Genomic DNA, 24,909 nt, shown 5'->3' with positions numbered 1-24,909 from the left:
TCATGACACAGTTACATCATCATGACACAAAACACTTTGTATTGACACATCAATTTCATTATTTGTTAGGAACTGCTCTGTTTGTTATTGGGTTAGGGTTACCTGTACCTCATATAGCCTCTCAAATGATCGACGTGATTGCCTTGGTGCTATCAGGTTATCATGTGATGATAGAAGGGATTGTTGATACGATCCAAACATCAAAAACCAAGCGGAAATTGATGACGAATACGCATCTGTTGATGACTTTAGCAGCAGTAGGCGCAGTGATTCAAGGAGAGACAAAAGAAGCAGCTTTGTTAATTTTTATTTTTTCTGGTGCACATTTTTTAGAAGGGTATGTTGAAGGTAAAAGTAATCGAGAAATTACCAATCTGTTAAAAATGAATCCAACACAAGCACGCAGAATCACCGCAGACGGTAAGGTTGACATCGTGGCTGTTGATCGCTTAGAGATTAATGATCTTGTACAAGTACAAAACGGTGATCAAGTACCAGCAGATGGTGTGATTACAGCTGGTCTTGCAAGCATTAATGAAGCAACGATTAATGGCGAGAGTATCCCCCAAGAAAAGTCTGTAGGGGATAGAGTTTTCGCAGCGACGATAAATGGCAATAGCACCTTTACCATGTCAGTCACCAAACGTAGTGACGAGAGTGTTTTTGCTAAGATACTCAACATGGTCGCTACCGCGCAAGATAATTTATCACCAGCTGCTGCAGGTATCAAAAAATATGAACCTATTTATGTGAATATCGTCCTTGCTATCTTTTTGCTGCTATTAGTAGGGTCGCCAATTATATTTGGTTGGACGTGGTCAGAAACCCTATCAAGAAGTTTAGTTTTTCTCGTTTCTGCATCACCTTGTGCGATAGCAGTTTCTGCTATTCCTGCAACACTGGCAAGTATGTCTCATCTAGCACGTCAGGGCGTACTCTTTAAAGGTGGGGCATTTTTGTCAAACTTTGCTAATCTAAAAGCGGTAGCCTTTGATAAAACCGGTACCTTAACCAAAGGACAACCAGAAGTGGTTGCCTATCGCATTGATCCTCAGTATGACGATGTTTTACCTATTATTGTAGCTATGGAAAAACAAAGTAATCATCCACTTGCTAGTGCTATCATAACTAAATTTGCTCAAGCAGATACTGGGATAGCTGTCTCAGCCACGCAGCTGATAGGTCAAGGGTTGCAAACTGTATACGATGATAAGCTGATTCAAATCGCAAAACCAAGTGTTTTTGAGCGTGTAGGCTCAAACTGGCTCATCACACAGGAAAGTTATGAAAAACAAGGAAAAACAGTCATGTTTATTGCTGTGGATAAAACAGTTATTGGCTTAATCGCTGTACAGGATGTCCCACAGGAAGCGTCTGTTTTAGTGATGGATTACTTGCGAAAAGAAAATATTCACTCAATTATGTTAACTGGAGATGCTAAATTAACCGGTGATGCAGTAGGCCAAATGATTGGGATTGATACAGTGGTAGCCGATGTATTACCAGATCAGAAAGCAGCCATTGTCATGGAGAATAAAGCCAAATATGGTATGGTCGGCATGGTTGGTGATGGTGTCAATGATGCACCTGGACTTGCAAAAGCTGATATCGGGATTGCGATGGGCGATGGGACAGATGTTGCGATCGAAACGGCAGATGTTGTGGTGATGAAAAATAACCTAACTAACATTGTTAAAGCGCATCAAGCGTCAAAACGCTTGAAATGGGTCGTGGTGCAAAATGTTGGGTTTTCACTGCTGATTGTCCTATTACTGATTGCCCTTAGTCTATCTGGTCGGTTATCAGTGGTAGCTGGTGTGATGGCACATGAAGGAAGTACGGTTATTGTATTGTTAAACTCATTAAGACTACTGATGGCTTCACCTAATAGTATTTAAGTGTGGGGATAACTGCTGTTTTGAAAGGGATATCTGACACGTACGCTTTAAAGTAAAAAATAGGAATATAAGCGCCTGCCTATTGTGTGGTTGTGAGGTCAAACTGTCTAAAAAATGGTAAAATAGGTACATGACTCTCAAAATTAAGCAGAAAATTCCATTAAATATAAAAAAAATAGGCATTAATGGGGAAGGTGTTGGTAATTTTAAAGGCATGACAGTTTTTGTCCCCGGAGCCCTTAAGGGAGAATCGGTTTATGCTGAAATTATTAACGTTGAACCTAATTATGCAACAGCAAAAGTCCTTAAAATAAATAAAAAATCCCCACATCGTGTGATACCGGTCTGTGATATCTATAAACAGTGTGGCGGTTGTCAAATTATGCATTTGGCTTATCCACAACAGCTAAAATTTAAGCAAGATTTGCTTAAACAAGCACTACAAAAATTTAAACCAGATGGGTATGAAAGCTATGAAGTCCGTCAAACGATAGGGATGAAAAAACCAGAACACTATCGTGCTAAACTACAGTTTCAAACAAGACTATTGGGCGAGAAAGTGAGAGCAGGCTTATTTGCAGAAAACTCTCACAGGTTAGTTGAAATCAAGCAGTGTTATGTGCAAGATGAAACGACACAGGCTGTGATTAATGAGATTACAGAGCTGTTGACCATGCATCGTATCCCGATTTACAACGAACGACAGTTTGATGGTATTCGTACAGTCATGGTGCGCAGGTCACGTAAAACTGGTGATGTGCAATTGATTTTTATTTCATCAATATCAGTTGAATTGACGCACTTAATCAAAAGTTTGACTGAAAAATTCCCAGAAATCAAAACAGTCGCAATCAATATTCATTCGAAAAAAACATCAGAAATTTATGGCGAAACAACTGAGATACTTTGGGGAGATCGAGCCATTTTAGAAGGTGTGTTAGATTATAGTTTTGAGCTTAGTCCACGTGCGTTTTATCAACTCAATCCTGAACAAACAGAAATCTTGTATCGAGAAGCTGTTAAGGCGATGGGTGCAACTCTAGAGGATGATTTGATTGATGCGTATTCTGGTACTGGTACGATTGGTCGTGCATTCTTAGGAAAAGTTCGCAGTATTCGCGGTATGGATGTCATTGCAGAAGCCATAGCAGATGCGAAAGTGAATGTGCCTGATGGGATCTATGAGGTGGGGACAGCAGAAACTGTCATTCCCAAGTGGCTTGCTGATGGATATCAACCGACAGCTTTGATTGTTGATCCACCACGAACAGGATTAGATGCGAAGTTACTGGAGACAATTGTCGCAGCAAAACCTGAAAAGATGGTCTATGTATCTTGTAACGTCTCGACTTTAGCGCGTGATTTGGTTAGACTGTCTGAAGTTTACGCTGTTAAGTATATCCAATCAGTGGATATGTTCCCGCATACGGCAAGAACAGAAGCGGTGGTTAAATTGGTACGAAAATGATTGAAAAAGCAAAACAAGCCGAATTATCAGAGATTATAGCTGTGATTGAAAATGCCCGTGCATTTTTGAAACAGCAAGGCCTTGATCAGTGGCAAACAAGCGCATATCCTGCGTCAACAGATATTTTAGCTGATATCAAAAATGGTGTCGGCTATGTCTTGAAACAAGATGGGGAAATTGTCGGATATGGTGCAGTGATTACTGGCGTCGAACCTGCCTATGAACAGATACAAGGACAGTGGTTAACGCAAAATGATGCCTATGTGACGGTACATCGTCTGGCTATCTCAGACAAATATCGTGGCAAAGCATTAGGACAACAATTTTTTACTGCTGTTTTTGATATGTTTGCAGATTACGGGGATTTTCGTGTGGATACACACCCAGATAATCAAATTATGCAGCATATTTTGACTACATTAGGGTTTCAAGCTTGTGGCATTGTGATATATGAAAGTGAAAGAATCGCATTTCAAAAAGTAACACGTGATGATTCACAACTAAAAAATGGATAAGAAAAATGAAGTAAAGAGGGTAGAAGTTTATGACGGATGAACAAAAATTTATAGCAGAGTTTGAGGCTTGGGTAAAAACACAAGTGTCAATTAATGAATTAGCCATGACTGCCAGTCAAAAGGTCGTGACAGAAGATGGAGACGAACGCGCAAAAGACGCGGTCATCCGTTACGAAAGTCGCTTAGATGCGTATCAATTTTTATTAGGTAAATTTGAAAACTTTAAAGCAGGCAAAGGCTTTCATGACCTCCCAGATGATTTGTTAGGTCAGATTAAGTATTAATAGTCAAAGTGATAGATTGCTAAAAATCCTTGACGAACGATCAGTACTTTGATATACTAATAAGGTACTGTTTCGCGGAGATGGCGGAATTGGCAGACGCGCAGGATTAAGGATCCTGTGACCTACTTTGGTCGTGAGGGTTCAAGTCCCTTTCTCCGCATACTAGCTAAGCGAACAAGCTTAGCTTTTTTGTTAGTGAAAATTAAAGATACTTAAAAAGAGTAGCACATTGATGTGGCACTCTTTTTTTGTTGATAAACTGTACTTACTTGAGTGACTTGCAGTCTATCAGAAGCCAGACGTATTGGGTTATCTGATTTTAAGTAAGACGATTAACACGATAGCCGCGATTGTTTGGACACTGCCAACAGATAAGCCATATATTAAGAATTTTGGCCCTTCTTTGATGAATTTTTTTAGATCAAGTCGTAAGCCGATCGCAGCAAGTGCGATTGTTTCAAACCAGGTACTGATAAAATGCGCACTATCACTAAAGGGTTTAGGTAGGGCAACCAAACTATTGACAACACAGATGATTAAAAATGCGAGTACATACCAAGGTATGGGAAAGGCACGTTTAGTCGTTGTCGCTATTTTTTGATGTTTTTGATGTCTCTTTTGGAAAATAAAGACAACGACGACTAAAAATATGATCCGAGTAATTTTAAATAGCATAGCAAATTGAACGGTTTGTTGGTTAATTAGACTTGCTCCTGCAACGACTTGCCCGACTGACTGAAGTGTCCCACCTAATAGCGCACTGTGTGCCAGTAAACTTTTTCCAAATAGTGATGTCGCGATAATAGGGAGTGTGAGCATCATCACTGTCCCTAATAGGTTAACGAGTGTGATAATTTGTCCTTTTTCATCTTCATCAGCTTCTATCGCTGGGGCTACTGCGCCAATCGCTGAAGACCCACACACTGCATTACCGCTCGCCATCAAGATGCCCATGTTTTCAGAAAACCCTAGTCGCTTACCAATAAAGATGACAGCAATGATGACGATTGCCATCATCGCGATAATAAAAATCAAACCATTCATACCTAAACGACTAATTGTTTGGAAGGTAACAGTAAAGCCTAATAAGACAACAGAACACTCAAGAAGTTTACTTTCTGAAAACTTAGTTCCACTAGCTAAATAGTCTTGTTTAAAAAATGTATTACCTAAAACGATACCGAGTAAAATAGCCAGTGTTGCGCCACCTAAATCAGGTAAAGCAAGTGCAATAACTTTAGCAATCATGGCAACGATTAACGACAATCCTAGCCCTGGTAATATCGCTTGATGTCTTTTTATGATGTGATGCATATGATAACCTCTCTTTTCTTTATCTCTTTTTCCTTAACTCTATTATAGTAAAAAATACCCATTACTATAATCAATTGATATAATAGGTTTAATCGAAAAAACAGATGGGAGAAAATCATGTTTAAAAATCTGGAAACCTTTAAAGTTGTTTACGAAACAAAGCATTTTTCTAAAGCAGCGGAGTTACTGTTTATCGCGCAGTCGACAGTCTCTGCTCAAATCAAACAATTAGAAGATGATCTAGGCGTGATGCTATTTATTAGAAATGGTCGCCAAGAGATTGAGACAACACCAGAGGGAGATCTACTCTATGAACAGTCGGTAAATATGTTGGATGAGTGGCGAGAGCTCAAATTAGCCTTACAGCAGGACAAAAAAACGATGACACAATGTGTCATCGGAACGTCTCATACTTATGCGATTTATTTACTACCTGATTTAATCATAGCACTTAAAGCAGCTTTTCCACATCTAGCGATTACAGTTAAAATGATGAATTCTTTATCAGTAGTTGATGCACTTAATCGCCATGAGATTGATTTTGGTTTTATAGAAAAACCCTTATCCATGAAACAGATGCACCGTATCCCATTAGTAAAAGATCAGCTTGTTCTTGTAGGTGATCCAGAAATTGGGCCGTGGTTGGTGAGAGAAGAGACGTCAGGTGTCTCTTATTATACACAACGCTATATCGCAGAGTATGATATCAAACAAGAACAATTAGCCATTCATAATAATGATATGATTGTTGCCCTACTCAAAAAAGGATATGGCTGCTCGATTATTTCTGAGAGAGCTGCAAAAGACTTACCCTACCAAAAACTTTCCAGCAAATATCAACGCTATTTTTATCTCATCACACGTGTTCAAGAGCCTAGAGTTGAGCTGCTGCCTGTCATCGCATGGTTAGAGAAAACAGCTGCTAGCACTAGCCATCAATAATCTTAACACGGAGTAAAGTTGTACCGTAACTGCTGAGATTAGTTGTGAAATGTTTCGGCTAAGATAGCGATATCATCATCCGTAGCGCAACAACAGCCACCGATTAGTTTAGCGCCTTTGTCATGCCAGTCCTTGGCCTCGATAGAAAAGATGTCTTTTGTACTAATGTCTTCTGACCACGTTTTAGAAATAGGATCAAAGATAGCGCCTGAATTAGGATAAGCTAGGAGTGGTTTTTTAGCCTGTTTTGCCAAGATAGCGATCGTTTTCGCTACGGCTTGTGGTGCTGTACAATTGATACCATAAGCAACAACATTAGGATCTGCTTCAACTAGATCTTGGAACGTATCAAGGCTATCACCATTTGCCATATGTGTCGTATCTTTTAAAGAGATACTCGCTAAAGCAGGGACATCAAAATGCGCGATGATTGATAAGATAACACGTAGTTCATCTAGTCTAGGAATCGTCTCGATCGCAAGTAAATCAACACCGGCCTCTACGAGTGCTTTGATTCTCGTTTCATGGAAGGCATACATTGTCTTATCGTCTATTTGATAATTACCAGTATACTCAGATCCATCTGATAGATAAGCACCATAAGGACCGATTGACCCCGCAATCCACTTGGTTTGTGGCGTTTTTGAGTCTTCTCTTGCTTGTTGAGCTAACTGCACACTTTTTTTGATCAAATTAATCGCGTCTGCCTCAGAGTAGCCAAGGCCCGCAAAGCTTTTGACTGTTGCTTGATAGCTATCAGTAATTGCTATGTTTGCGCCAGCATCAAAATAACGTTTATGTACTTGATAAACAGCTTCTGGTGCCTCAATCAATGCGAGTGCCGTCCATAATTTATGGTTGGTTTGAATGTGTTGTGCTTCTAATAGTCTAGACATAGAGCCATCTATGATGACAACGTCTTGTTTAGTCAGCCAGTTTTGAAATGTCATGCGTTCTCCTGCTGTAAAATAGTTGATAGATAAGTGCTGAGATGATTGTAAACGGAATACCAAAGTATAGCGCGATACGTTGGTTAGGATCAAAATAGATACCTACGATTGAGATGATACAGAAAATAATCACCAACCAAGGGACAACTGGATAGCCAGGTGTGCGATAAGATAATTCAGAGATATCATGTGTAGCTAGAAAAACTTTCCTAAATCTCAACTGACTAATCCCGATAGATAGCCATACTGCCACGACAGCGAAACCAGAGATGGATACTAAAGCTAAATAAACCGTACTTTCAGCATAAATACTTGAAAATAAAGAGAGTAGACCGCCTGCTAAAGTCAATAGCAATCCATATATAGGCAAGCCATTTTTAGATAGTCTAGAAAATACTTTGGGTAGTGTACCGTCTTCTGCGAGTGACCAAAGCATACGGCTAGCGGCGTATAGACCAGAATTTGCACCAGATAAAATCGCAATGAAAATGGTGAAGTTCATAATGTCACTGGCATAGGGAATCCCGATATTTTGTAAAATACTGACAAATGGACTTTCTGTCAAAACTTTAGAAGACCCAGGAATGAGTGCGCCAATCACAACAATTGTTCCGATAAAAAGTGTGATTAATAAAAATAGGGTACTTTTGATTGCTTTAGGGATATTCTTTTCAGGATGGCTAGTTTCTCCAGCAGCAACACCAATCAATTCAGTCCCACTAAAGGCAAAGTTTGCTGAAAGTAATACGATAAAGACTGCACCAAATCCGTTAGGAAAAATACCATTAGACACTAAATTTTTAAATAAGGGTGCGCTAGTTGCATGTGCTGGTAGAATACCGGTGATCGCAGTAGCACCTAAAATAATAAAGATCCCAAGGGCTACGATTTTAACTAGAGACATCCAAAATTCACTGACAGAAAATATTTTAATATCCAAGACGTTGAGTAATAAAATTAAAATAGAAAAAATTGCGCACCAAAGCCAGATTGGTGTTTGTGGGAACCATTTTTGTAAACAGACGCCCATAGTGATGAACTGTGAGCCTAGTGCGACAGTCCATGTTAGCCAATAAAGCCAAGCGACAGTAAATCCCATACTGGGATGGATATATTTCGAGGCATAGAGATGTAATGATGCGGTATTAGGATGGTAAACAGATAGTTCTCCTAAGCACATCATCACTAAAGTGGCAAGTAAGGCACCGACTAGATAAGCGATGATCGTGCCTATGGCACCAGCTTGCTGAATTAAGTAACCCGAGCTCAAAAAGATACCCGTCCCGATTACACCACCTAAAGACAGCGTTACTAAGTGTTTGCTACTCATTTTTCTCATGAAATTGTTTTGATTATCCGACATAAGACTCCTTTGTTAGTGAATTTATTCCTTTATAACATTTATTTAGTATACCACTTCTTGTATGGGGTTTGTCTTAGAAAAAAACTATGCCTAGACTTAAAAAATCAATATAACTGTGAGAAACTAGGTAGCAGTATTGCTGGCTAACAGGTGTTTGAAAATGGATGCTCAAGTATTTAAAAAGTCTATCTTATTTTTATAAGATAGACTTTAAGCTGGTGCTTAGTTGTTGAGATGTTGTACTACGGCATTGCGTATTCTGATTTGTCTAATGATGGTTACCGATAAGATTACCTTGATCAAATCTCCTGGGATAAACACGAGACTTGATTTTAGGGCTAAGCCAAGTGGCATACCCGTTTGCCAAGACAACCATAAAACACCTAAAATATCGACAAAGATAACGCCACCTATGATCACGATGAGACATTCAACCCACCATGATTGATGTGCTTGAAAGGACTTAAGTAAGTAGCCGATGATTAATGGTACAAAGAGCCAAGAGATGATATAACCTGCTGAAGGGCTGACAAATACACTGGCACCACCACGACCTCCGCTTAGAAGTGGTAGTCCTGCAAGGACTAGTAATAAGAAAGTCGTAACAGACAAAAACCCGTATCTAGGTCCAAGTAACTCCCCAGCCATCATGATTCCCATATTCTGTAAAACGATTGGGACCGGAATAAAGCCGATAGGAATACCCGGGAATAATCCTAGTATGATGATAAACGTTGTCATCATGGCTACGTAAGCCAATATTTTAGTTCTCTGCGATTGATAAGTCATGATTATCTCCTATAAATTAGTTTTACAATGCAAGTTTTTTTTATTATACTATATAGTATAGCTAATAGTAAACCGTAAATCAACAAAAGGTTTACTATTATTTTGAAAAAGAGTTGATGACGAAAGATAAGTGGCAAAATGAGTTGCAAATGATAAAAAATAATCGGTTTATAGATAGGCTAACGAACTATGGGTCTCGTGTTGCACTTCAAATAGGCACAAAAAGTTATTGCTATCAAGAGTTGATGACACTAGCTGCTGAGCAAGCTAAGGCGTTTGAGTCGACTTCAGAAATCATCTGGATAGAGACTGAGGATCCCTTAGCGTTTACGATTAGCTTTTTAGCTGTTCAATTAAGTGGCAATTTTCCGATGATAGGTGGGAATGATCAGGAGATTGAGTTGCAATCACTACAAATCACGCGTACCCCTTTTTTTATCGGTCTGACGTCAGGCACGACTGGTGGTGCTAAAGTTTATTATAGAGATTGGAAATCGTGGGAGACCGGCTTTAAACATATCCATCAGCTTTTTAATTTTGAGCAACTCGAGATGATTATGACATCAAGTCCCTTGACGACTTCTTTGGGGCTGCATACCCTGTGTCTTGCCTTATATCTTGGGAAAACATTTATGAAAATAGATGATGTAGCTATTTTGAAAATGGTTGATGTCCCTACGACATTATTTACTGTGCCGACTTTCTTGTTAAAACAAATCGATATGTTAACAGTTTCTCCTCATCTGAAAAGCGTTATTTTTGGTGGTGGACAATTAAGTGTACACATGTTAGCGCAACTTAGACCAAAGCTTAAAACTGTTGAATTGATCGAGTTTTACGGTAGTTCTGAGACCAGTTTTATTAGCTTTCAGTCGCTAAAACATGGCAAAACTGATTTATCAGTTGGCCATTTGTTTCCAGAAGTAAAAATTGCCATAGATAACCATCATACCTTAACTGTTAAGAGTCCTTATCTGTTTGGTGGGTATCTCAGCTCAACCAAGTCTAGTCAGCCTAAGCAGTGGGTAGTAGATGATTTAGTGGCTTATGAATCAGGTCGACTTTATTTATTGGGGAGACAATCCGATATGATTGATCATGCTGGTAACAAAGTATCGCCCCATGATATCGAGGATATTGCTAAAGCATATTGTCAAGCGTGTGTTGCGTTCGGGGTAGCAGATCCACTTTATGGTCAAGCTATCGCGTTACTGATGGTTGACCCATCCCATAAATCTGTCCTTCAAAAACATCTTGCACAGGCTTTGCCTAAGTATAAATGGCCTCAAATTTATTTAAGGACTGAACATATCCCCTTAACGAAAGAGATGAAACTATCTAGAACACAACTCGCAACAGCTTATGAAAAAGGAGAATTTGATGCGTTTTAACATAAAATCAAAAGTAGGGATTATCGCAGCACACCGTTTGCCTATCGGTAAATTTGGTGGCTATTATCGTGATATCTTGCCAGAAGTGTTATATCAACAGTTGATCGAACAGCAGTTTAGTCAGATTGATGAGCTGAAGCAAACAGATGTCGATCAAGTTATTTTAGGAAATGTGACCAATCAAGGTGGAAATTTAGCTAGGCGGGCTGCCCTTCAAGCAGGATTTTCAAACTCAGTGCCTGCGTTAACGCTAGATTGCCAATGTGGATCTGGTCTTTCAGCAGTTGTGATAGCTGCGAATCAAATTCTTTCAAAAGATGCGCGTGTTGTTTGTAGCGGTGGGCTAGAAAGTCCGTCGACAGCACATACAATCTTGGATCATGACAGTCAACAAGTGATCAAACGCTTTAAGATGGCGCCCGATGGATTTAAAGACTTGGATATGGGAGTCGTGGCCGATTTAACTGCTAAAAAGCTCGATATCTCTCGTCATGATCAAGATGTTTACGCCTTAAACAGCCATAGTAAAGCAGTTAGTGCCATCGTGGCAGGAAAACTCTCTGATGAGGTATATCCTTTTGATCAAAATCAGCTAATCACGCAAGATCAATCAGTTCGATTCGAGAGTTCATTAGCGGCTTTAGCAAAATTAACCCCGGCATTTTCTGCATCTGGGACTAGTACAGCAGGTAATAGTTGTCCAATCAGTGATGGTGTGTCGTCAATCATCTTAGGTGATTTAGACTTGCCATATGCGTTTGAAGGGTATTATTTGGGACAAGCGACAGTAGGTGTAGCGCCAGAAGACTTTCTGGTGGGTCCGATAAAGTCAACTGAGCAATTATTGGCGCAGTTTGACTTGACAATAGATGATATCGATGCTGTTGAACTAAATGAAGCATTTGCCGTGCAAGCACTACTTTTTCAAAAACAGTTTCAACTCTCAACTGAGCAGTTAAATGGTTATGGTGGCGCATTAGCATACGGTCATCCTTTTGGTGCGACAGGTGGGATTTTGATCGCACGTCTCTTAAATCGTTTGAATCAACTCAAAAAGCCCGCGCTAGGCATTGCGACATTATGTATTGCTGGTGGTATGGGCTGTAGTATCTTGATAGGTAATCGCTGGTGGGGTAAATGAAGCTAATTGTTGCTAGTAAATTAGCGCCTGATTATGTTGAAAACATGATGAAGAGATCTCAAAAATATTATGGAGAAACGCACTACCTCACGTGTTTAACCCAACTTTGGCAGGCACTACCAAACGTGAATGAGGGGCAAAAAAATGGTGCAAGTTGGTTACTCAGTGAAAAAATCGAGTTGCTGACGCCTAACATCAGCAACATGTCGGCAATCGCGCTTTATTTCATCAGCGAAAAAGAAACGTCAAAACAGAAATATGTGGTCGAACTCGTGTTAAAAATTTTAGATGACACGCAAGAAATTGCTAGGGTCAACTTGATGCTACTATCGGAGGTAACTTGGTGTGCGTGAGACAATCACAATAGATGAGCAGATGCTCTCACAGTTTTTAACAGTCATGATGGATCAAAATCCGCTACATCACCAAGAACAGCCTGTGGTGCCTGGCAACTTATTGACTTTGCTTGTTGAGCAAAGGTACCAAGGGTATTTTGAATGCCCTTTAAAAAGCATCTCTATTACGTTTGTTCACCCGACTTTTTTAGGAGATACTTTAGTATTTGATCTATCGCCGACACGGTTTAGTATTACGACAAAAAATTTAGTACTGATTGCAAAAGGAGAACTTAACGCATGACAAACAAAACAATCCTCATCACCGGAGCAACGCGTGGGATAGGGTGGGATATCGCAACATTAGCGGCACAAGCGCAGTATCATGTCATTCTAAATGGTAGAAATCAAGAACAGCTAGACTTGTGCGTGGCGACGCTTCGAACTAGGTATCCTGATGCACAAATAGAAGGGGTCGTATTTGATGTAACTGATAGAGCAGCTGTAGCACAAGTAGCTTTATCTGTCGGCCCTATCGATATATTAGTCAATAATGCTGGGATCGCTTTAGATAGCTGGTGGGTAAAGATGTCTCCAAAAGATTGGGATGATGTCATCGCAACCAATCTTACGGGTGTGTTTAATGTCACACATTTCCTGACTGGCAACATAAAAAATGGAGGTCAGATTGTGATGATGACCTCACGATCTGCTATGTTGGGTAATATGGGACAAGCAAATTATGCTGCGTCCAAGGCAGGATTAATCGCCCTAACAAAAACTTTGGCACAAGAACTAAAAAGACGAGATATTCGTGTGAACTGTCTATCACCTGCTGCACTGACAGATATGACAGTCCCTGCTATGGAAAAAGTAAAAAAACGATATGACGGCAAACTTCCTGAGGAATGGCAAATAGGCTCCAGTAAGCAAATTGCTGAGTTTGTCATCAATCACTTGATCAATACAACTAACACTGGCCAAGTCTACGCAGTGAATGGAGATGAGTTTGGGTATTGGGAAGAGCCGACTTATCATACCTTACGCATTAAGAGCTAGAATTACCATATTACAAAATAAAGCTCATGCATATTTATAGCTAAATCAAAAAAGACTGAATATGATCAGTTTTTTTGAGGAGGTGTTAAGTATTATCTTGATATAGGAATTATAAAGTATGAGTGAAGATGTTTATTTTTTCTTTTTTATGATTATCAGTAGGTAGCAAGGTGACGATAAATATATTTCGATAATCTGTGGTCTGTAATGTCAAATGATTAAAGAATAAATTATCTAATTTGGGAAATTTCAAGACTTTTTGTCCTTCAGGGTTCCCCTCGATATTAGAATTTCCCACCATTCACAAAAGCGTGTTTCTGTTAATAGATCAGTTAATATGTCTTTTACAAAATCATCTTTGGGATTTAAAGTATAAATTGTTTTAAGGTGTTTGACATGTAATTTGGCATAACTTTCCCAGTCCACACACATTACTTTGATTAAAGAAACAACTGCTAACTAATTACCCAATACAGGTGAAAAAAACAAAAGCAAACCTTGATCAAATGTAAGTAGGCGTTGTGATTGTTTTATTGTCTATGAGTTTGATTAGACCAGATAAAAAATAGAAACACTCAGCTAATTGATAGGGTCGGCTTGATGAACCCTAGTTAAAAAGTAGACGCACACTAAGTGTTTCTGCTTTTTTGTGTTATCACAAATGCTCTTAGCATAAGTCCTTTAACCGTGGAGATTTAACCGCTTTTCAGCTAATGATTAGACAAATCATTGGTAATTATACTAGTTTAAGCTTATACTATATGAAAACATATAATTTTTTTAAAAAAGGAGAAGTAGGATGGGAAGACTGAAAAAAGCAACTATCGGCATATATCTCTTATTAGCAGCATTACCAAGTGTATTTATTCTGGTCAATTTCATTAGAGATAACCAAATTAATTCGTTTCAAGAATTTACAGACATCATTAGTAGTGACTTTCAATTATTATCATCAATCACTGTGATTAGTATCATCATCATTCTAGTGAACCTTTCTTTAATTTTAGCTATTATACTGTATCCAAGTACAGTTAACAATATTATTCTCAAGAAGGATAAAGGAGTTTTAAACATTAGTCATAAAGCGATTGTAGGGATTGTAAACGCGAATATTTCAAATGCTAATATCTTAAAAGATTCAAAGGTAAGTCTTAAAGTCATGAAACATAAGATAGATGTTGAAGTATCAGGGACGTCTTCAACTAATGTGATCTTAACAGAAGCGGTTGCTGATCTACAGTCAAATATTGAACATGATTTAAAAAAAATGACTAATGCACCACAAGAAAATATAAATATTAATGTTAACGTAAATAGTGTCGTTGGTGAAAAAAGTAGTAAAGTAATTTAGGGGGTGGACTATGGGAAAAATAATAAATGACTACAAATATCCAATCATATTTGGACTGATTGCTTTAATTTTGGCAATTTTATTAATCACAATTGGCTTTCTGAAAACGTTGGTATTAGTAGTAGTAACTGGTTTGGGTATAGTTATCGGTTTTTATATCAAAAATACTGGTCTGCTTGATAATTATTTTAGAAAAAAATAAATCAATCAATATTTTTGAACTTTACCATGCTATGTTGTACAATAAGCTTGTAATTTATTTTGAATTTTATAACTAAGAGGGAGAATGCTATGGAAACAAAAACTATCAATTCGAACCAAATTAATAAAACAGAAAATGCAATTACTGGTGAATTAACTTATAAAGATAAGGTAATTCAAAAAATTATTGGCTATACGCTTGAAGACATCGATGGCTTATTGACTGTTGATGGAGGATTCTTCTCCAATATCGCAGAAAAAATCGTTAACAACGATAACCAAACTGCCGGAGTTGGTGTTGAAGTTGGTAAAGAGCAAGTCGCTGTTGATCTAGACATTGTAGCTGAATATGGTAAAGATATTTCAAAAATTTATGATGAAATTAAAGATGCTATTTCAGCCAGCGTAAAAGAAATGACACATTTAGATGTCATTGAAGTAAACGTTACGGTGGTAGATATCAAAACAGCAGAGCAGTATGAACAAGACTCTATCAGCCTACAAGATCGTGTTGTAGAGGGTACAAACGTAGCAGCTGATAAAATTTCAGAATCAGCTTCTAAAGCATCTTCTAGTTTTAAAAGTACAGCAAAAAAAATTAGCGAAGAAAATGAATCTAGAGTTAATTAGTTAATATATTTCTGCGGTGTTCACAGAAGCTATTAAGCGATGTATAAACCGTTTTGTAGTATCAATCATAAAGAATTAAAAAGTCTCTCGTGTATGTTAAACTATGCGAGAGACTTTTTTATTAAAATAGTTCTCTGGTTATTAAAGATAAGGAGCTACATCATGATATCAGCTGACAAGTATTTATAAAAATGGTAAAATTAAAAGCGTAGTATTTTTAAGATGTCTCATGCTTTTGATCAGATCTATATCAATAAAGCGTGGTCAGTATATAAAATAAAAGAAGGTTATAAAGCCTGTTATATAAAGAAAGAGGTACACAACTATGATGAATATGCAAAAAATGATGAAACAAGCACAAGATTTACAAAAAAATATGAAGAGAACTCAGGCTGAAATCGATGCGACAACATTTTACGGTGTGTCAGCACAAGACTTAGTTAAAGTAGCTTTTACTGGTGATCGTAAGCTGACAAATATTGATATTGCTACTGATTTAATCGATCCTGAAGATCCTGAAACACTCTCAGATATGATCGCTCAAGCTGTAAATAGTGCTTTAGCAGAAATTGATAAAACGACTGAACAAAAACTTGGTAAATTCACAAAAGGGTTACCATTTTAAGCATACTTAGACCTTACTCATCTATTGGTTTATTTTTTGATAAAAATAAGCTAGTTGACGGGTAGTTATGCCTTGTTAGGTTGACGGGTAAGAGATAATTTGCTAAAATGAGAATCAAACAAGAAGAGGTTTGTCATATATCGTTTCACAGAGAATAGGCGAGTGCTGAGAGTCCTATAAACGAGCTGATAAGTGTTGCTTTTTTTCACAATTAAATAAACGAATGAAGTGCTCAGAACTAGGTTTCTGAGAATTTAGGTGGTACCACGTGCAAGCGTCCTAATCGAATGATTAGTGCGCTTTTTTGTATACTTAGTGTGCATCAACCAGCTGTTTTAAAGGAAAGGTAATCCGATGAGTATCATACCAGATTTGCTACTACTCTTGAGTTTAGTCATTTACTTAGTCGTCAGGGTGAAGCAAAAGCAACCTGTTGACCTAAAAGTTTTAGTCATATGGCTAGGCCTATCATTGCTTTTGGACACAGGTATTTCGATCATTAAGTATCAGCCTAGAGAAATAATTATCACAAGTTTTACAGTGTTGCTAGGGTGTTGGCTGCTGTCCTATCTGATTATTCGCAAGGACAAGCGTCGCTTATTGGCTGGATACGTCTGTAATGTGAGTTTAGTGATGACAGTGGCATATATTGGGCTATTAACAGCTACTTTAGAGACTTTAATGCCTCTCATATTTTCTATCGTTATCATTTTAACAGGCCTATTGTTTCTGATATTTGGCGGCTATGCCTTGATCATTTTCTTTTTTTGGAATGCACGTATCGTCCTTAAAAAAGAGAGTCGGACTTTGGGTAATATGCTGACACTATTGTTGGGAATAGCTGGTATTTGTTTGATTTTGATGCAGCGCTTTATCAATCAAGATCATAAGGTACTCGCTTATCTCTATTCGATGTTTATCGCCATATTAGTTTATTTCTTCTTCACCTTTCTCACCATGTTGACCAGCAGTATTTTATTTAATGTGATTAAGCCAAAATTTGATAAAGATTACTTGATCATTTTAGGTGCAGGGTTGCTAGATGGGGAACGTGTGACACCACTCCTTGCGGGTCGGGTAGATGCTGGGATAGCTTTTTATCATAAGCAATTTCTAAAGACAGGTAAGCGTGCCATGCTGGTTATGAGTGGTGGACAAGGTAGTGATGAGAAGATACCGGAGTCTATTGCTATGCGCAATTATGCTTTGTCAAAAGGCGTAGCAGATTCGGATATATTGCTAGAAGACCAGAGTAGCACAACACTTGAAAATCTCAAATTTTCTAAAAAAATATTAGATAGCAGAAGTAACGGTGTTAGGTATCAAAGTGCATTTGTCAGTAACGATTATCATATCTTTAGAGCAGGTGTTTTTGCTAGATTAGTTGGCTTAAATAGTGATGGGATTGGTAGTCGAACAGCTAGATATTTTTTACCTAATGCCTTTATTCGAGAATACATCGCCATGGTACTAATGTATAAAAAACGGCATATAGCCGCATGTTTAGGGGTGATTATCATAGCTATTTTGTTTATTATCGTCGACCTAAACTACGTCATAAGATAGCTCAGCTTATCTTTGAATTACCCACCAAGCACAAATAAAATACGTTTAAAATGAATTGGAGTATAGATAATGACAGAACTTTCAACAAAATTTGATCCGACTGAGGTTGAACATGGCCGTTATGAGAAATGGTTGGCTGCGGATGTATTTAAGCCATCTGGGGATGCGACGGCGCAACCCTATAGTATCGTGATTCCACCACCAAATGTGACAGGAAAACTACATCTTGGTCATGCTTGGGATACGACCTTACAAGATATTATCATCCGTGCAAAACGTATGCAGGGCTATGATACACTTTGGTTACCTGGTATGGACCATGCAGGGATAGCGACACAAGCCAAAGTAGAAGAGCGCTTGCGCGAGCAGGGAATTTCGCGTTATGATTTAGGACGCGAAAAATTCTTAGAAAAAGTCTGGGAGTGGAAAGATGAATACGCCGCAACGATCAAAGATCAATGGGCTAAAATGGGCTTGTCTCTTGACTATTCTCGTGAGCGTTTCACTTTAGATGATGGGCTCTCTAAGGCAGTTAAAAAAGTCTTCGTTAAGTTATATGAAAAAGGCTTCATCTATCGTGGCGAGTTTATCATTAACTGGGATCCAGCTGCTCGCACTGCGCTCAGTGATATCGAGGTGATTCACAAAGATGTCGAAGGTGCTTTTTACCACATTACTTATCCACTTACTGACGGATCTGGCAGTGTAGAGATCGCAACGACTCGTCCAGAAACACTATTAGGTGATGTGGCAGTGATTGTCAATGCAAAAGACGAACGCTACCAAGATATCATCGGTAAAACAGTTATCGTACCGTTTGTTAACCGTGAAATTCCAGTATTAACAGATGAGCATGCGGATATGGAAAAAGGGACAGGTGTCGTTAAGATTACACCAGCTCATGATCCTAATGACTTTGATGTTGTCGAACGTCTCAATGCACAAGGTCATGAGTTACCGATGATTAATGTCATGAATGATGACGGTACGATGAATGAGCTTGCTTCTGAATTTGCAGGTCTTGATCGTTTTGAGGCACGTAAACAGATCATCGAAAAACTAGACGCTATGGGGCAACTCGTTAAAATCGAGAAGATGGTACATAGCGTTGGACATTCTGAACGTTCTGGTGCAGTAGTTGAACCACGTCTATCGACTCAGTGGTTTGTTAAGATGGACGAACTTGCAAAAAATGCGATTGCCAATCAAGCGACAGATAACGCTGTTGCATTTTTCCCACCTCGTTTTGGAGATACCTTCACACAATGGATGGAAAATGTACATGACTGGGTGATTTCGCGCCAACTTTGGTGGGGACACCAAATTCCAGCTTGGTATAACGCTGAAGGTGAGATGTATGTAGGTGAAACGGCACCTGAAGGTGAAGGCTGGACGCAAGATGCTGATGTACTGGATACGTGGTTCTCATCAGCTTTATGGCCATTTTCAACCATGGGTTGGCCGGATGAGGATGCAGCTGATTTCAAACGCTACTTCCCAACTTCAACCTTAGTTACAGGTTATGACATCATTTTCTTCTGGGTGAGTCGGATGATCTTCCAAAGTTTAGAGTTTACAGAGGAACGTCCATTTGAAAATGTCTTAATCCATGGCTTGATTCGAGATGAAGAAGGTCGTAAGATGTCTAAGTCTCTTGGTAACGGAATTGATCCGATGGATGTTATCGAAAAATATGGCGCAGATGCACTACGTTGGTTCTTATCAAATGGTTCTGCACCTGGTCAAGATGTACGCTTCTCGTATGAGAAGATGGATGCAGCTTGGAATTTCATCAACAAAATCTGGAATATCTCACGCTACATCATCATGAATAAAGAGACACTGACAGTCTCTGAGACGTATGCAAATATCGACAAAGTCGCAGCGAAAACAGCTGGTAATGTAACCGATCGCTGGATCTTAACTAAGTTGAATGAAACGATTGATCATGTGACTAAAAACTTCGATAAGTTTGAATTTGGTGAAGCAGGTCGTGCACTTTATAACTTTATTTGGGAAGACTTTGCCAACTGGTATGTGGAGTTAACAAAAGAAGTCCTTTACGGTGAAGATGATGCAGAAAAAGACGTGACACGTAGTGTATTAGTCTATGTCTTAGACCAAATTCTTCGTCTCTTACACCCTATCATGCCATTTGTGACAGAAGAAATCTCAGAAAATCTAGGCTTAATCGACGGGTCTCTTGTCGTGGCTGCTTATCCACAAGTTCGCACAGAATTTACAGATGATAAAGCAGTGACAGGTGTTGAGGTATTGAAAGATATCATTAAATCAGTTCGTAATATTAGAGCAGAAGTAAATACAGCACCAAGTAAGGCTATCCCGATGTTGATCAAGACGAAAACACCAGAAATCGAGCAATTCTTGATCGAAAATACAAATTATCTGACACGTTTCACTAATCCTGAAACGTTAGAAATTTCATCAGAGCTTACAGCACCAGCACAAGCGATGACAGCGGTTCTTTCAGATGTTGAGGTTTACTTGCCACTAGCAGGATTGATTAATGTCTCTGATGAAATTGCACGTTTGACTAAAGAATTAGCCAAATGGCAAAAAGAGCTAGATATGGTAGGTCGTAAACTCTCTAATGAGAAGTTTGTCGCCAATGCGAAAGCTGAAGTCGTAGATAAAGAAAAAGCTAAGCAAGCTGACTATCAAGCAAAATATGACACAACACAAGCAAGAATCACAGAATTAGCAGCACTAGCTTAATCAGATGCCTTGTTTGCTATCCATTTTTGTCAAGTAAAAATACTTGACAAAAATGCTTGATTTCTCTATTGAACTTTGTTAGAATAGATAAGTATTGAGAAATCAAGGCAACATATATAAACAATAAAAGGAGATTTAAGACAATGGCAGTTCCAGCACGTCACACATCGAAATCTAAGAAAAACAAACGTCGTACACACTATAAAATGACAGCACCAACAGTTTCATTTGATGAAGCAACTGGTGATTACAGCCGTGGCCACCGTGTATCTCTTAAAGGATACTACAAAGGCAAAAAAGTTACAAAATAATAGAAAGGACAAACTAAGATGCGCGTAAATATTACTCTTGAACACAAAGAATCTGGCGAACGTTTGTACCTGACTCAAAAAAGCAAACGTAACACACCTGACCGTCTTGAACTTAAAAAATACTCTCCAAAATTACGTAAACACGTTATTTTTAAAGAAGTAAAATAAGGGTTCAATACACATCAGTAGGTGTATAAAACCTTGATTTAGAGCGATTCTTGATTTTTTGAATTTCAGTATATCGCATTAAAAATCAACCTGATGACTACATTTTTGACTACATTTCTTGAAAATATAATTATCGGGTAAAAAGAAAAAGACACTCATTTTGAGTGTCTTTTGTTGTAAATTAAGCTTTAAATGTATGATATTTCTGTAGTTTATCATTATCTGGCAGAAGTAGTATTATATGGGATTGAGCCTTTAAGACTACTGCTTCTTTGAATTTTTTTCATAAAAATCACAATTGTTAGCGAAACAGGCAAAGAAAATCAGTCCAATGTGTCAATGGACTGATTTTTCATTATACTTCTTGGACTATTATTATGCTATATAATATTGTACTTATCTGTAATAATTTGATAGAAATACCAAAGTATCTGATTAGTTTGATAACTACCCATTATATTTATACAAATTTATGTTATAGTTATAAAAAAGAAGGGAAATACTCATGACAAAATATTTATTATTGGATATAGATGATACTATTGCACCATATCTGTACAGAGGATCCGACGCCGTAGAAATTGAAACGTGGGGACGTGGGCATCTCGCAATTCCTAAGTATATTGTAGACTGGGTAAAGCTATTTTCAAAAAAGGAAAATCAGAGTATTTGGTGGTGTACAGATAGATCGAATGAGACTACTCAAATTGAAAAACAGTTACCTCTTAAGGTAGAAGGTAAATTAATGTTTAGCAAACCTCCAAAAGGAGTTTGGAAAAAACAGGCTGCTATTATACGATTTGCAGAGGAGCATCCTAAAGACACAGTCGTTTGTGCGGATAATGATTGCGATTTAATGAATTCTGATAAACTACCTGGTAATTTACATCTAGCCATTCCTACTGGAGGTATCAAAGCGCTATCAAGAGAAGATTTGATAGAAATCGATAAACTAGAATAAAATACTTAAAAACTATTGTAATTGGGATCCTTTTTATACTTACGTTTTATCACAGTGTAAGTTTAATTTGTTAAAAAATATGAATAATTATTATTTAAGAAAATCGTATAAATTTTGGGAGGGAAGTATTGAATTGGCAGAAGCAAAATTTGAAGAAGCATTAATTAAAAAGCTAGAATCTGAAGGCTGGAACTATCGTAAAGATTTTTCTAATATTAGTATAAATAGGCTTGAACAGCACTGGCGTGATATTTTGAATGAAATAAATGCCCATAAATTAAATGGAACACTATTATCCGATATTGAGTTTGGGTTGGTTCTTCAAGAGTTACAACGTATCCGAACGCCTTATGATGCGCAGCTTTTATTAGTAGGTGCAGGTGGAGTAGGATCAATTCCTATTACTCGTGATGATGGTTCTAGTCTGGAAATTGAAATTTTTTATGAAGATGATGTGGCCGGGGGACGTTCTCGTTATGAAATTGTTAGTCAAGTAATATTTGATGATTTACCAGAAGGTTTGACAACGAAGCGGATTATCGATGTGGCCTTACTTATCAACGGAATTCCAGTTGTGCATATTGAGGAGAAGGACGAGCATCTACAAAACCAATGGAGTGCTTTTGAACAACTTAAAGGGTATGAAGGAGACGGATTATACAAAGGTCTGTTTGCTTTTGTTCAAGTGCAATTCATTATGAGTCAACATTCAGCTCATTATTTTGCACGACCAAATGCATTTGATAATTATAATAAAACCTTTGTGTTTGGCTGGCGTGATGAAAAGAATGAAGATATCACAGATGCCTTTGAATTTGTTCATCAAGTAATGGGGATTCCTGCCTTACATCGTTTGGTAACAGTTAATATGATTCCAGATGCGTCAAATGATAATTTAATGGTTATGCGTAGCTACCAAATTCAAGCGACACGAGAAATCCTACAGCGCATGAAAGAAATGGAGAACAGTGGCCTGATTCAAAAAGAAGGCGGTTATATTTGGCATACAACTGGATCTGGAAAAACTGTAACGTCGTTCAAGGTCGCTCAACTATTGGCTTCATCTCCTAGAGTTAGAAATGTGCTGTTTATCGTAGATCGCGTTGATTTGATTGATCAAACACTTGAGAATTTTAAGGATTTTGCTTATGTTCACTTTAAGAATCGTATTAAGAAGGTGAATGGCAGAGAATTGAAGCGAGAATTAAAACACAAAGGTGGGTCACAAATCTTGCTCATTTCTGTTCAGGGTTTAACTAAGGCTGTGAAAAATGGCTTAAAAAATGATGACTGGAACGTTATTATTATGGATGAAGCCCATCGAAGTGCAAGCGGTGAGTCTGTACAACTAATTAAGACAGCTTTCAAAAAAACAACATGGTTTGGTTTCACAGGGACTCCGAATTTTTATAGTGATGCAATAAATGATGTCAAGACATCTCGTGATATCTCAACACACGATATTTTCGGTAAGCGACTGCATACCTACACTATTAAGGATGCAATTGGCGATGGAAATGTTTTAGGTTTTGATGTAACATACTTCCGACCACATTGGGTTGTTGAACATCCAGAAAATAATTTTTCTGAAAAAGCCTATGAAAAGGAAGTCTATCAAAGCGATATTTATCGTGAAGAGGTTGTACAAGATATCCTGACAAACTGGAAGAAAACATCTAGTGGGGCGTTAATTGCAGGAAGGCGTCAAGAAAATACATTCCAAGCAATGCTAGCTGTTTCTGGTAAGCAAGCAGTCGTACATTATTACAATATTTTTAAAGAAAATGCACCTCATCTAAATATTGCCATGACTTTTTCTCGTGATGAATCTAATGAGTCTGGAACAAAAGAACAAAATGAAGCATTGAAAAAAGCGATTAAAGATTATACTGAGAAATTTAATGTTCCTAGTATTTTGGAGGCCAATGATCCAGCTCGTGCTTACATGTTAGATATTACGAAGCGATTGGCACGAAAGAAACCCTACAATCAAGATAAAGACGAGGATCGGCTCAATCTAGTGATTGTTTCAGATCAACTATTAACGGGTTTTGATTCAAAATATATTAATATGATTTACATGGACAAAATGCTCAAGGAAGGCATGCTTATTCAGGCAATGTCACGAACTAATCGAACGCTTGATTTTAACAGTAAACCTCATGGGAAAGTGCGTTTTTATCGACAAGGAGATGCTATGCAAGAATTTGTTGAAAACGCCTTGCGTATTTATACAAGAGGAGGAAATGATACTTTTCAGGAAGCAAAAGAGGAGAATGATAATCAACTGCCCAAAGACTTAGAAAATGATGATATTTTAGCTAAGCCACAAAGTCAGCAAATAAAAGATTTGGAAGAGGCTGTCTCAAGACTGAAGGAGCTTACAGGCGATGATTTTAGCCAAATTCCTCGTGGTGAGAGTGATCTAAAGGAATTTGGGTTCTGTTGCGAAGTTTGAAAATCAAACGAGCCCTCTCTGAACTCAGAATATCTTAGGCTGGTATTCCCATTAATACCTTGATTTCAGTAGACACCGAAAAGCCGAAGAGCGTTCCATTTCTTCGGTTCTTTTTATATATTCCTCGAATGGTCTCCATGCCCTTAATCGTGGAAGAGGCTGTACGGAGACTTTGATAAAATTTATTCCGTCGTTTAATAGGTCGATGGTCTTGTTCTATTAAATTGTTAAGATACTTCACAGTTCGGTGCTCTGTCTTAGTATATAAACCCACACTCTGTAACTTTCTAAAGGCGGAGCCAAGAGAAGGTGCTTTATCGGTCACAATTGCTTTCGGCTCACCAAACTGTTTATGGAGTCGTTTTAAGAAAGCATAGGCTGCTTGCGTATCCCGTTTCTTTCGTAACCAGATATCTAAGGTTAAGCCGTCCGCATCAATTGCACGATAAAGAT

24 protein-coding genes, 1 tRNA gene and 1 pseudogene are annotated in these 24,909 nt (G+C 38.1%); 21 read left to right on the top strand and 5 right to left on the bottom strand.

Features of this window, described 5'->3' with window-relative positions; all coding sequences use genetic code 11:
- The first annotated feature begins 2 nt into the window (after positions 1-2).
- The 5 genes from RU87_RS06135 to RU87_RS06115 all read left to right on the top strand — a co-directional run bounded on the left by RU87_RS06135 (position 3) and on the right by RU87_RS06115 (position 4,325).
- Complete coding sequence (locus RU87_RS06135) at positions 3-1,898, top strand: heavy metal translocating P-type ATPase (RefSeq protein ID WP_068163095.1); 1,896 nt, start codon at positions 3-5, stop codon at positions 1,896-1,898.
- A gap of 130 nt (positions 1,899-2,028) precedes the next feature.
- Entirely contained in the window at positions 2,029-3,366 is a 1,338-nt protein-coding gene (gene rlmD, locus RU87_RS06130; RefSeq protein WP_068163097.1) for a 23S rRNA (uracil(1939)-C(5))-methyltransferase RlmD, read from the top strand.
- Positions 3,363-3,881 (top strand): GNAT family N-acetyltransferase, encoded by a 519-nt coding sequence (locus RU87_RS06125; protein WP_068163099.1) that lies wholly within the window; start codon positions 3,363-3,365, stop codon positions 3,879-3,881. The genes rlmD and RU87_RS06125 overlap by 4 nt, the downstream gene beginning before the upstream one ends.
- A gap of 29 nt (positions 3,882-3,910) precedes the next feature.
- A complete protein-coding gene (locus RU87_RS06120; protein ID WP_068163100.1) occupies positions 3,911-4,165 on the top strand; it encodes a DUF1912 family protein in 255 nt (84 codons plus the stop codon).
- Positions 4,166-4,239: 74 nt separating this feature from the next.
- Positions 4,240-4,325 (top strand) — tRNA-Leu (locus tag RU87_RS06115).
- Positions 4,326-4,474: 149 nt separating this feature from the next.
- Here RU87_RS06115 and RU87_RS06110 read toward each other — a convergent pair.
- The gene (locus RU87_RS06110; RefSeq protein WP_068163104.1) at positions 4,475-5,479 is read right to left on the bottom strand and encodes a YeiH family protein; all 1,005 of its coding nucleotides are present in this window, start codon (positions 5,477-5,479) and stop codon (positions 4,475-4,477) included.
- Between the two features lie 117 nt (positions 5,480-5,596).
- On the opposite strand from RU87_RS06110, the gene RU87_RS06105 reads away from it, so the two are divergent.
- The gene (locus tag RU87_RS06105) at positions 5,597-6,421 is read left to right on the top strand and encodes a LysR family transcriptional regulator (RefSeq protein ID WP_068163107.1); all 825 of its coding nucleotides are present in this window, start codon (positions 5,597-5,599) and stop codon (positions 6,419-6,421) included.
- Positions 6,422-6,459: 38 nt separating this feature from the next.
- On the opposite strand, the gene mmuM is transcribed toward RU87_RS06105, so the two are convergent.
- The 3 genes from mmuM to RU87_RS06090 all read right to left on the bottom strand — a co-directional run bounded on the left by mmuM (position 6,460) and on the right by RU87_RS06090 (position 9,523).
- Positions 6,460-7,371, bottom strand: coding sequence for a homocysteine S-methyltransferase (gene mmuM / locus RU87_RS06100; protein ID WP_068163112.1), 912 nt, complete (start codon positions 7,369-7,371; stop codon positions 6,460-6,462).
- Entirely contained in the window at positions 7,346-8,734 is a 1,389-nt protein-coding gene (locus RU87_RS06095; RefSeq protein ID WP_068163117.1) for an amino acid permease, read from the bottom strand. The genes mmuM and RU87_RS06095 overlap by 26 nt, the downstream gene beginning before the upstream one ends.
- A 222-nt stretch (positions 8,735-8,956) precedes the next feature.
- Positions 8,957-9,523: a biotin transporter BioY gene (locus RU87_RS06090; RefSeq protein WP_068163119.1), complete on the bottom strand. Its 567-nt coding sequence runs from the start codon at positions 9,521-9,523 to the stop codon at positions 8,957-8,959.
- Between the two features lie 116 nt (positions 9,524-9,639).
- Between RU87_RS06090 and RU87_RS06085 the strand changes: the two genes are divergently transcribed.
- The 15 genes and pseudogenes from RU87_RS06085 to RU87_RS06015 form a co-directional block, all read left to right on the top strand.
- On the top strand, positions 9,640-10,914 hold the full coding sequence (locus RU87_RS06085; protein ID WP_068163121.1) for an AMP-binding protein: 1,275 nt from the start codon (positions 9,640-9,642) through the stop codon (positions 10,912-10,914).
- A complete protein-coding gene (locus tag RU87_RS06080) occupies positions 10,904-12,055 on the top strand; it encodes a thiolase family protein (protein WP_068163125.1) in 1,152 nt (383 codons plus the stop codon). Before RU87_RS06085 ends, RU87_RS06080 begins: the two co-directional genes overlap by 11 nt.
- Positions 12,052-12,408: a hypothetical protein gene (locus RU87_RS06075; protein WP_068163128.1), complete on the top strand. Its 357-nt coding sequence runs from the start codon at positions 12,052-12,054 to the stop codon at positions 12,406-12,408. The genes RU87_RS06080 and RU87_RS06075 overlap by 4 nt, the downstream gene beginning before the upstream one ends.
- Positions 12,401-12,694 (top strand): MaoC family dehydratase, encoded by a 294-nt coding sequence (locus RU87_RS06070; protein ID WP_068163131.1) that lies wholly within the window; start codon positions 12,401-12,403, stop codon positions 12,692-12,694. The genes RU87_RS06075 and RU87_RS06070 overlap by 8 nt, the downstream gene beginning before the upstream one ends.
- Positions 12,691-13,449 (top strand): SDR family NAD(P)-dependent oxidoreductase, encoded by a 759-nt coding sequence (locus tag RU87_RS06065; RefSeq protein ID WP_068163134.1) that lies wholly within the window; start codon positions 12,691-12,693, stop codon positions 13,447-13,449. Before RU87_RS06070 ends, RU87_RS06065 begins: the two co-directional genes overlap by 4 nt.
- A 799-nt stretch (positions 13,450-14,248) precedes the next feature.
- Positions 14,249-14,800, top strand: coding sequence for an alkaline shock response membrane anchor protein AmaP (amaP, locus tag RU87_RS06060; RefSeq protein ID WP_068163137.1), 552 nt, complete (start codon positions 14,249-14,251; stop codon positions 14,798-14,800).
- A 10-nt stretch (positions 14,801-14,810) separates the two neighbouring features.
- Positions 14,811-15,002 (top strand): DUF2273 domain-containing protein, encoded by a 192-nt coding sequence (locus RU87_RS06055; RefSeq protein WP_068163140.1) that lies wholly within the window; start codon positions 14,811-14,813, stop codon positions 15,000-15,002.
- 89 nt (positions 15,003-15,091) lie between these two features.
- The gene (locus RU87_RS06050) at positions 15,092-15,631 is read left to right on the top strand and encodes an Asp23/Gls24 family envelope stress response protein (RefSeq protein ID WP_068163142.1); all 540 of its coding nucleotides are present in this window, start codon (positions 15,092-15,094) and stop codon (positions 15,629-15,631) included.
- A 325-nt stretch (positions 15,632-15,956) separates the two neighbouring features.
- The gene (locus RU87_RS06045; protein ID WP_068163145.1) at positions 15,957-16,256 is read left to right on the top strand and encodes a YbaB/EbfC family nucleoid-associated protein; all 300 of its coding nucleotides are present in this window, start codon (positions 15,957-15,959) and stop codon (positions 16,254-16,256) included.
- A gap of 354 nt (positions 16,257-16,610) precedes the next feature.
- Positions 16,611-17,822, top strand: a complete 1,212-nt coding sequence (locus RU87_RS06040; RefSeq protein ID WP_068163148.1) for a YdcF family protein — start codon at positions 16,611-16,613, stop codon at positions 17,820-17,822.
- Between the two features lie 69 nt (positions 17,823-17,891).
- Positions 17,892-20,558 carry a valine--tRNA ligase gene (locus tag RU87_RS06035; RefSeq protein ID WP_068163151.1) on the top strand — a complete coding sequence of 889 codons (2,667 nt, stop codon included), beginning with the start codon at positions 17,892-17,894 and terminating at the stop codon, positions 20,556-20,558.
- A gap of 143 nt (positions 20,559-20,701) precedes the next feature.
- On the top strand, positions 20,702-20,869 hold the full coding sequence (gene rpmF, locus RU87_RS06030) for a 50S ribosomal protein L32 (RefSeq protein WP_068163154.1): 168 nt from the start codon (positions 20,702-20,704) through the stop codon (positions 20,867-20,869).
- A gap of 18 nt (positions 20,870-20,887) precedes the next feature.
- Positions 20,888-21,037 carry a 50S ribosomal protein L33 gene (gene rpmG / locus RU87_RS06025; RefSeq protein WP_068163157.1) on the top strand — a complete coding sequence of 50 codons (150 nt, stop codon included), beginning with the start codon at positions 20,888-20,890 and terminating at the stop codon, positions 21,035-21,037.
- A gap of 505 nt (positions 21,038-21,542) precedes the next feature.
- A complete protein-coding gene (locus RU87_RS06020; protein WP_068163160.1) occupies positions 21,543-21,998 on the top strand; it encodes a hypothetical protein in 456 nt (151 codons plus the stop codon).
- 133 nt (positions 21,999-22,131) lie between these two features.
- Positions 22,132-24,435 (top strand): annotated as a pseudogene (locus RU87_RS06015) (HsdR family type I site-specific deoxyribonuclease); the annotation flags it as partial.
- 55 nt (positions 24,436-24,490) lie between these two features.
- Here the strand turns inward: RU87_RS06015 and RU87_RS06010 are convergent.
- A partial coding sequence (locus tag RU87_RS06010; protein WP_143471382.1) for a DDE-type integrase/transposase/recombinase occupies positions 24,491-24,909 on the bottom strand: 419 nt, incomplete at its 5' end.

Origin of the sequence: Pseudolactococcus plantarum, from assembly GCF_002441715.1 — a bacterium.
Taxonomy (GTDB): Bacteria; Bacillota; Bacilli; order Lactobacillales; family Streptococcaceae; genus Pseudolactococcus; species Pseudolactococcus plantarum.
Note: the sequence above shows the minus strand (reverse complement) of the source record. Positions and strands in the feature narration are given on the sequence as shown.

Excerpts from the sequence above, each read along its gene's own strand:
- RU87_RS06135 (WP_068163095.1), top strand. The coding sequence starts at position 3 with ATGACACAGTTACATCATCATGACACAAAACACTTTGTATTGACACAT.
- rlmD (WP_068163097.1), top strand. The coding sequence starts at position 2,029 with ATGACTCTCAAAATTAAGCAGAAAATTCCATTAAATATAAAAAAAATA.
- RU87_RS06125 (WP_068163099.1), top strand. The coding sequence starts at position 3,363 with ATGATTGAAAAAGCAAAACAAGCCGAATTATCAGAGATTATAGCTGTG.
- RU87_RS06120 (WP_068163100.1), top strand. The coding sequence starts at position 3,911 with ATGACGGATGAACAAAAATTTATAGCAGAGTTTGAGGCTTGGGTAAAA.
- RU87_RS06110 (WP_068163104.1), bottom strand. The coding sequence starts at position 5,479 with ATGCATCACATCATAAAAAGACATCAAGCGATATTACCAGGGCTAGGA.
- RU87_RS06105 (WP_068163107.1), top strand. The coding sequence starts at position 5,597 with ATGTTTAAAAATCTGGAAACCTTTAAAGTTGTTTACGAAACAAAGCAT.
- mmuM (WP_068163112.1), bottom strand. The coding sequence starts at position 7,371 with ATGACATTTCAAAACTGGCTGACTAAACAAGACGTTGTCATCATAGAT.
- RU87_RS06095 (WP_068163117.1), bottom strand. The coding sequence starts at position 8,734 with ATGTCGGATAATCAAAACAATTTCATGAGAAAAATGAGTAGCAAACAC.
- RU87_RS06090 (WP_068163119.1), bottom strand. The coding sequence starts at position 9,523 with ATGACTTATCAATCGCAGAGAACTAAAATATTGGCTTACGTAGCCATG.
- RU87_RS06085 (WP_068163121.1), top strand. The coding sequence starts at position 9,640 with ATGACGAAAGATAAGTGGCAAAATGAGTTGCAAATGATAAAAAATAAT.
- RU87_RS06080 (WP_068163125.1), top strand. The coding sequence starts at position 10,904 with ATGCGTTTTAACATAAAATCAAAAGTAGGGATTATCGCAGCACACCGT.
- RU87_RS06075 (WP_068163128.1), top strand. The coding sequence starts at position 12,052 with ATGAAGCTAATTGTTGCTAGTAAATTAGCGCCTGATTATGTTGAAAAC.
- RU87_RS06065 (WP_068163134.1), top strand. The coding sequence starts at position 12,691 with ATGACAAACAAAACAATCCTCATCACCGGAGCAACGCGTGGGATAGGG.
- amaP (WP_068163137.1), top strand. The coding sequence starts at position 14,249 with ATGGGAAGACTGAAAAAAGCAACTATCGGCATATATCTCTTATTAGCA.
- RU87_RS06055 (WP_068163140.1), top strand. The coding sequence starts at position 14,811 with ATGGGAAAAATAATAAATGACTACAAATATCCAATCATATTTGGACTG.
- RU87_RS06050 (WP_068163142.1), top strand. The coding sequence starts at position 15,092 with ATGGAAACAAAAACTATCAATTCGAACCAAATTAATAAAACAGAAAAT.
- RU87_RS06045 (WP_068163145.1), top strand. The coding sequence starts at position 15,957 with ATGATGAATATGCAAAAAATGATGAAACAAGCACAAGATTTACAAAAA.
- RU87_RS06040 (WP_068163148.1), top strand. The coding sequence starts at position 16,611 with ATGAGTATCATACCAGATTTGCTACTACTCTTGAGTTTAGTCATTTAC.
- RU87_RS06035 (WP_068163151.1), top strand. The coding sequence starts at position 17,892 with ATGACAGAACTTTCAACAAAATTTGATCCGACTGAGGTTGAACATGGC.
- rpmF (WP_068163154.1), top strand. The coding sequence starts at position 20,702 with ATGGCAGTTCCAGCACGTCACACATCGAAATCTAAGAAAAACAAACGT.
- rpmG (WP_068163157.1), top strand. The coding sequence starts at position 20,888 with ATGCGCGTAAATATTACTCTTGAACACAAAGAATCTGGCGAACGTTTG.
- RU87_RS06020 (WP_068163160.1), top strand. The coding sequence starts at position 21,543 with ATGACAAAATATTTATTATTGGATATAGATGATACTATTGCACCATAT.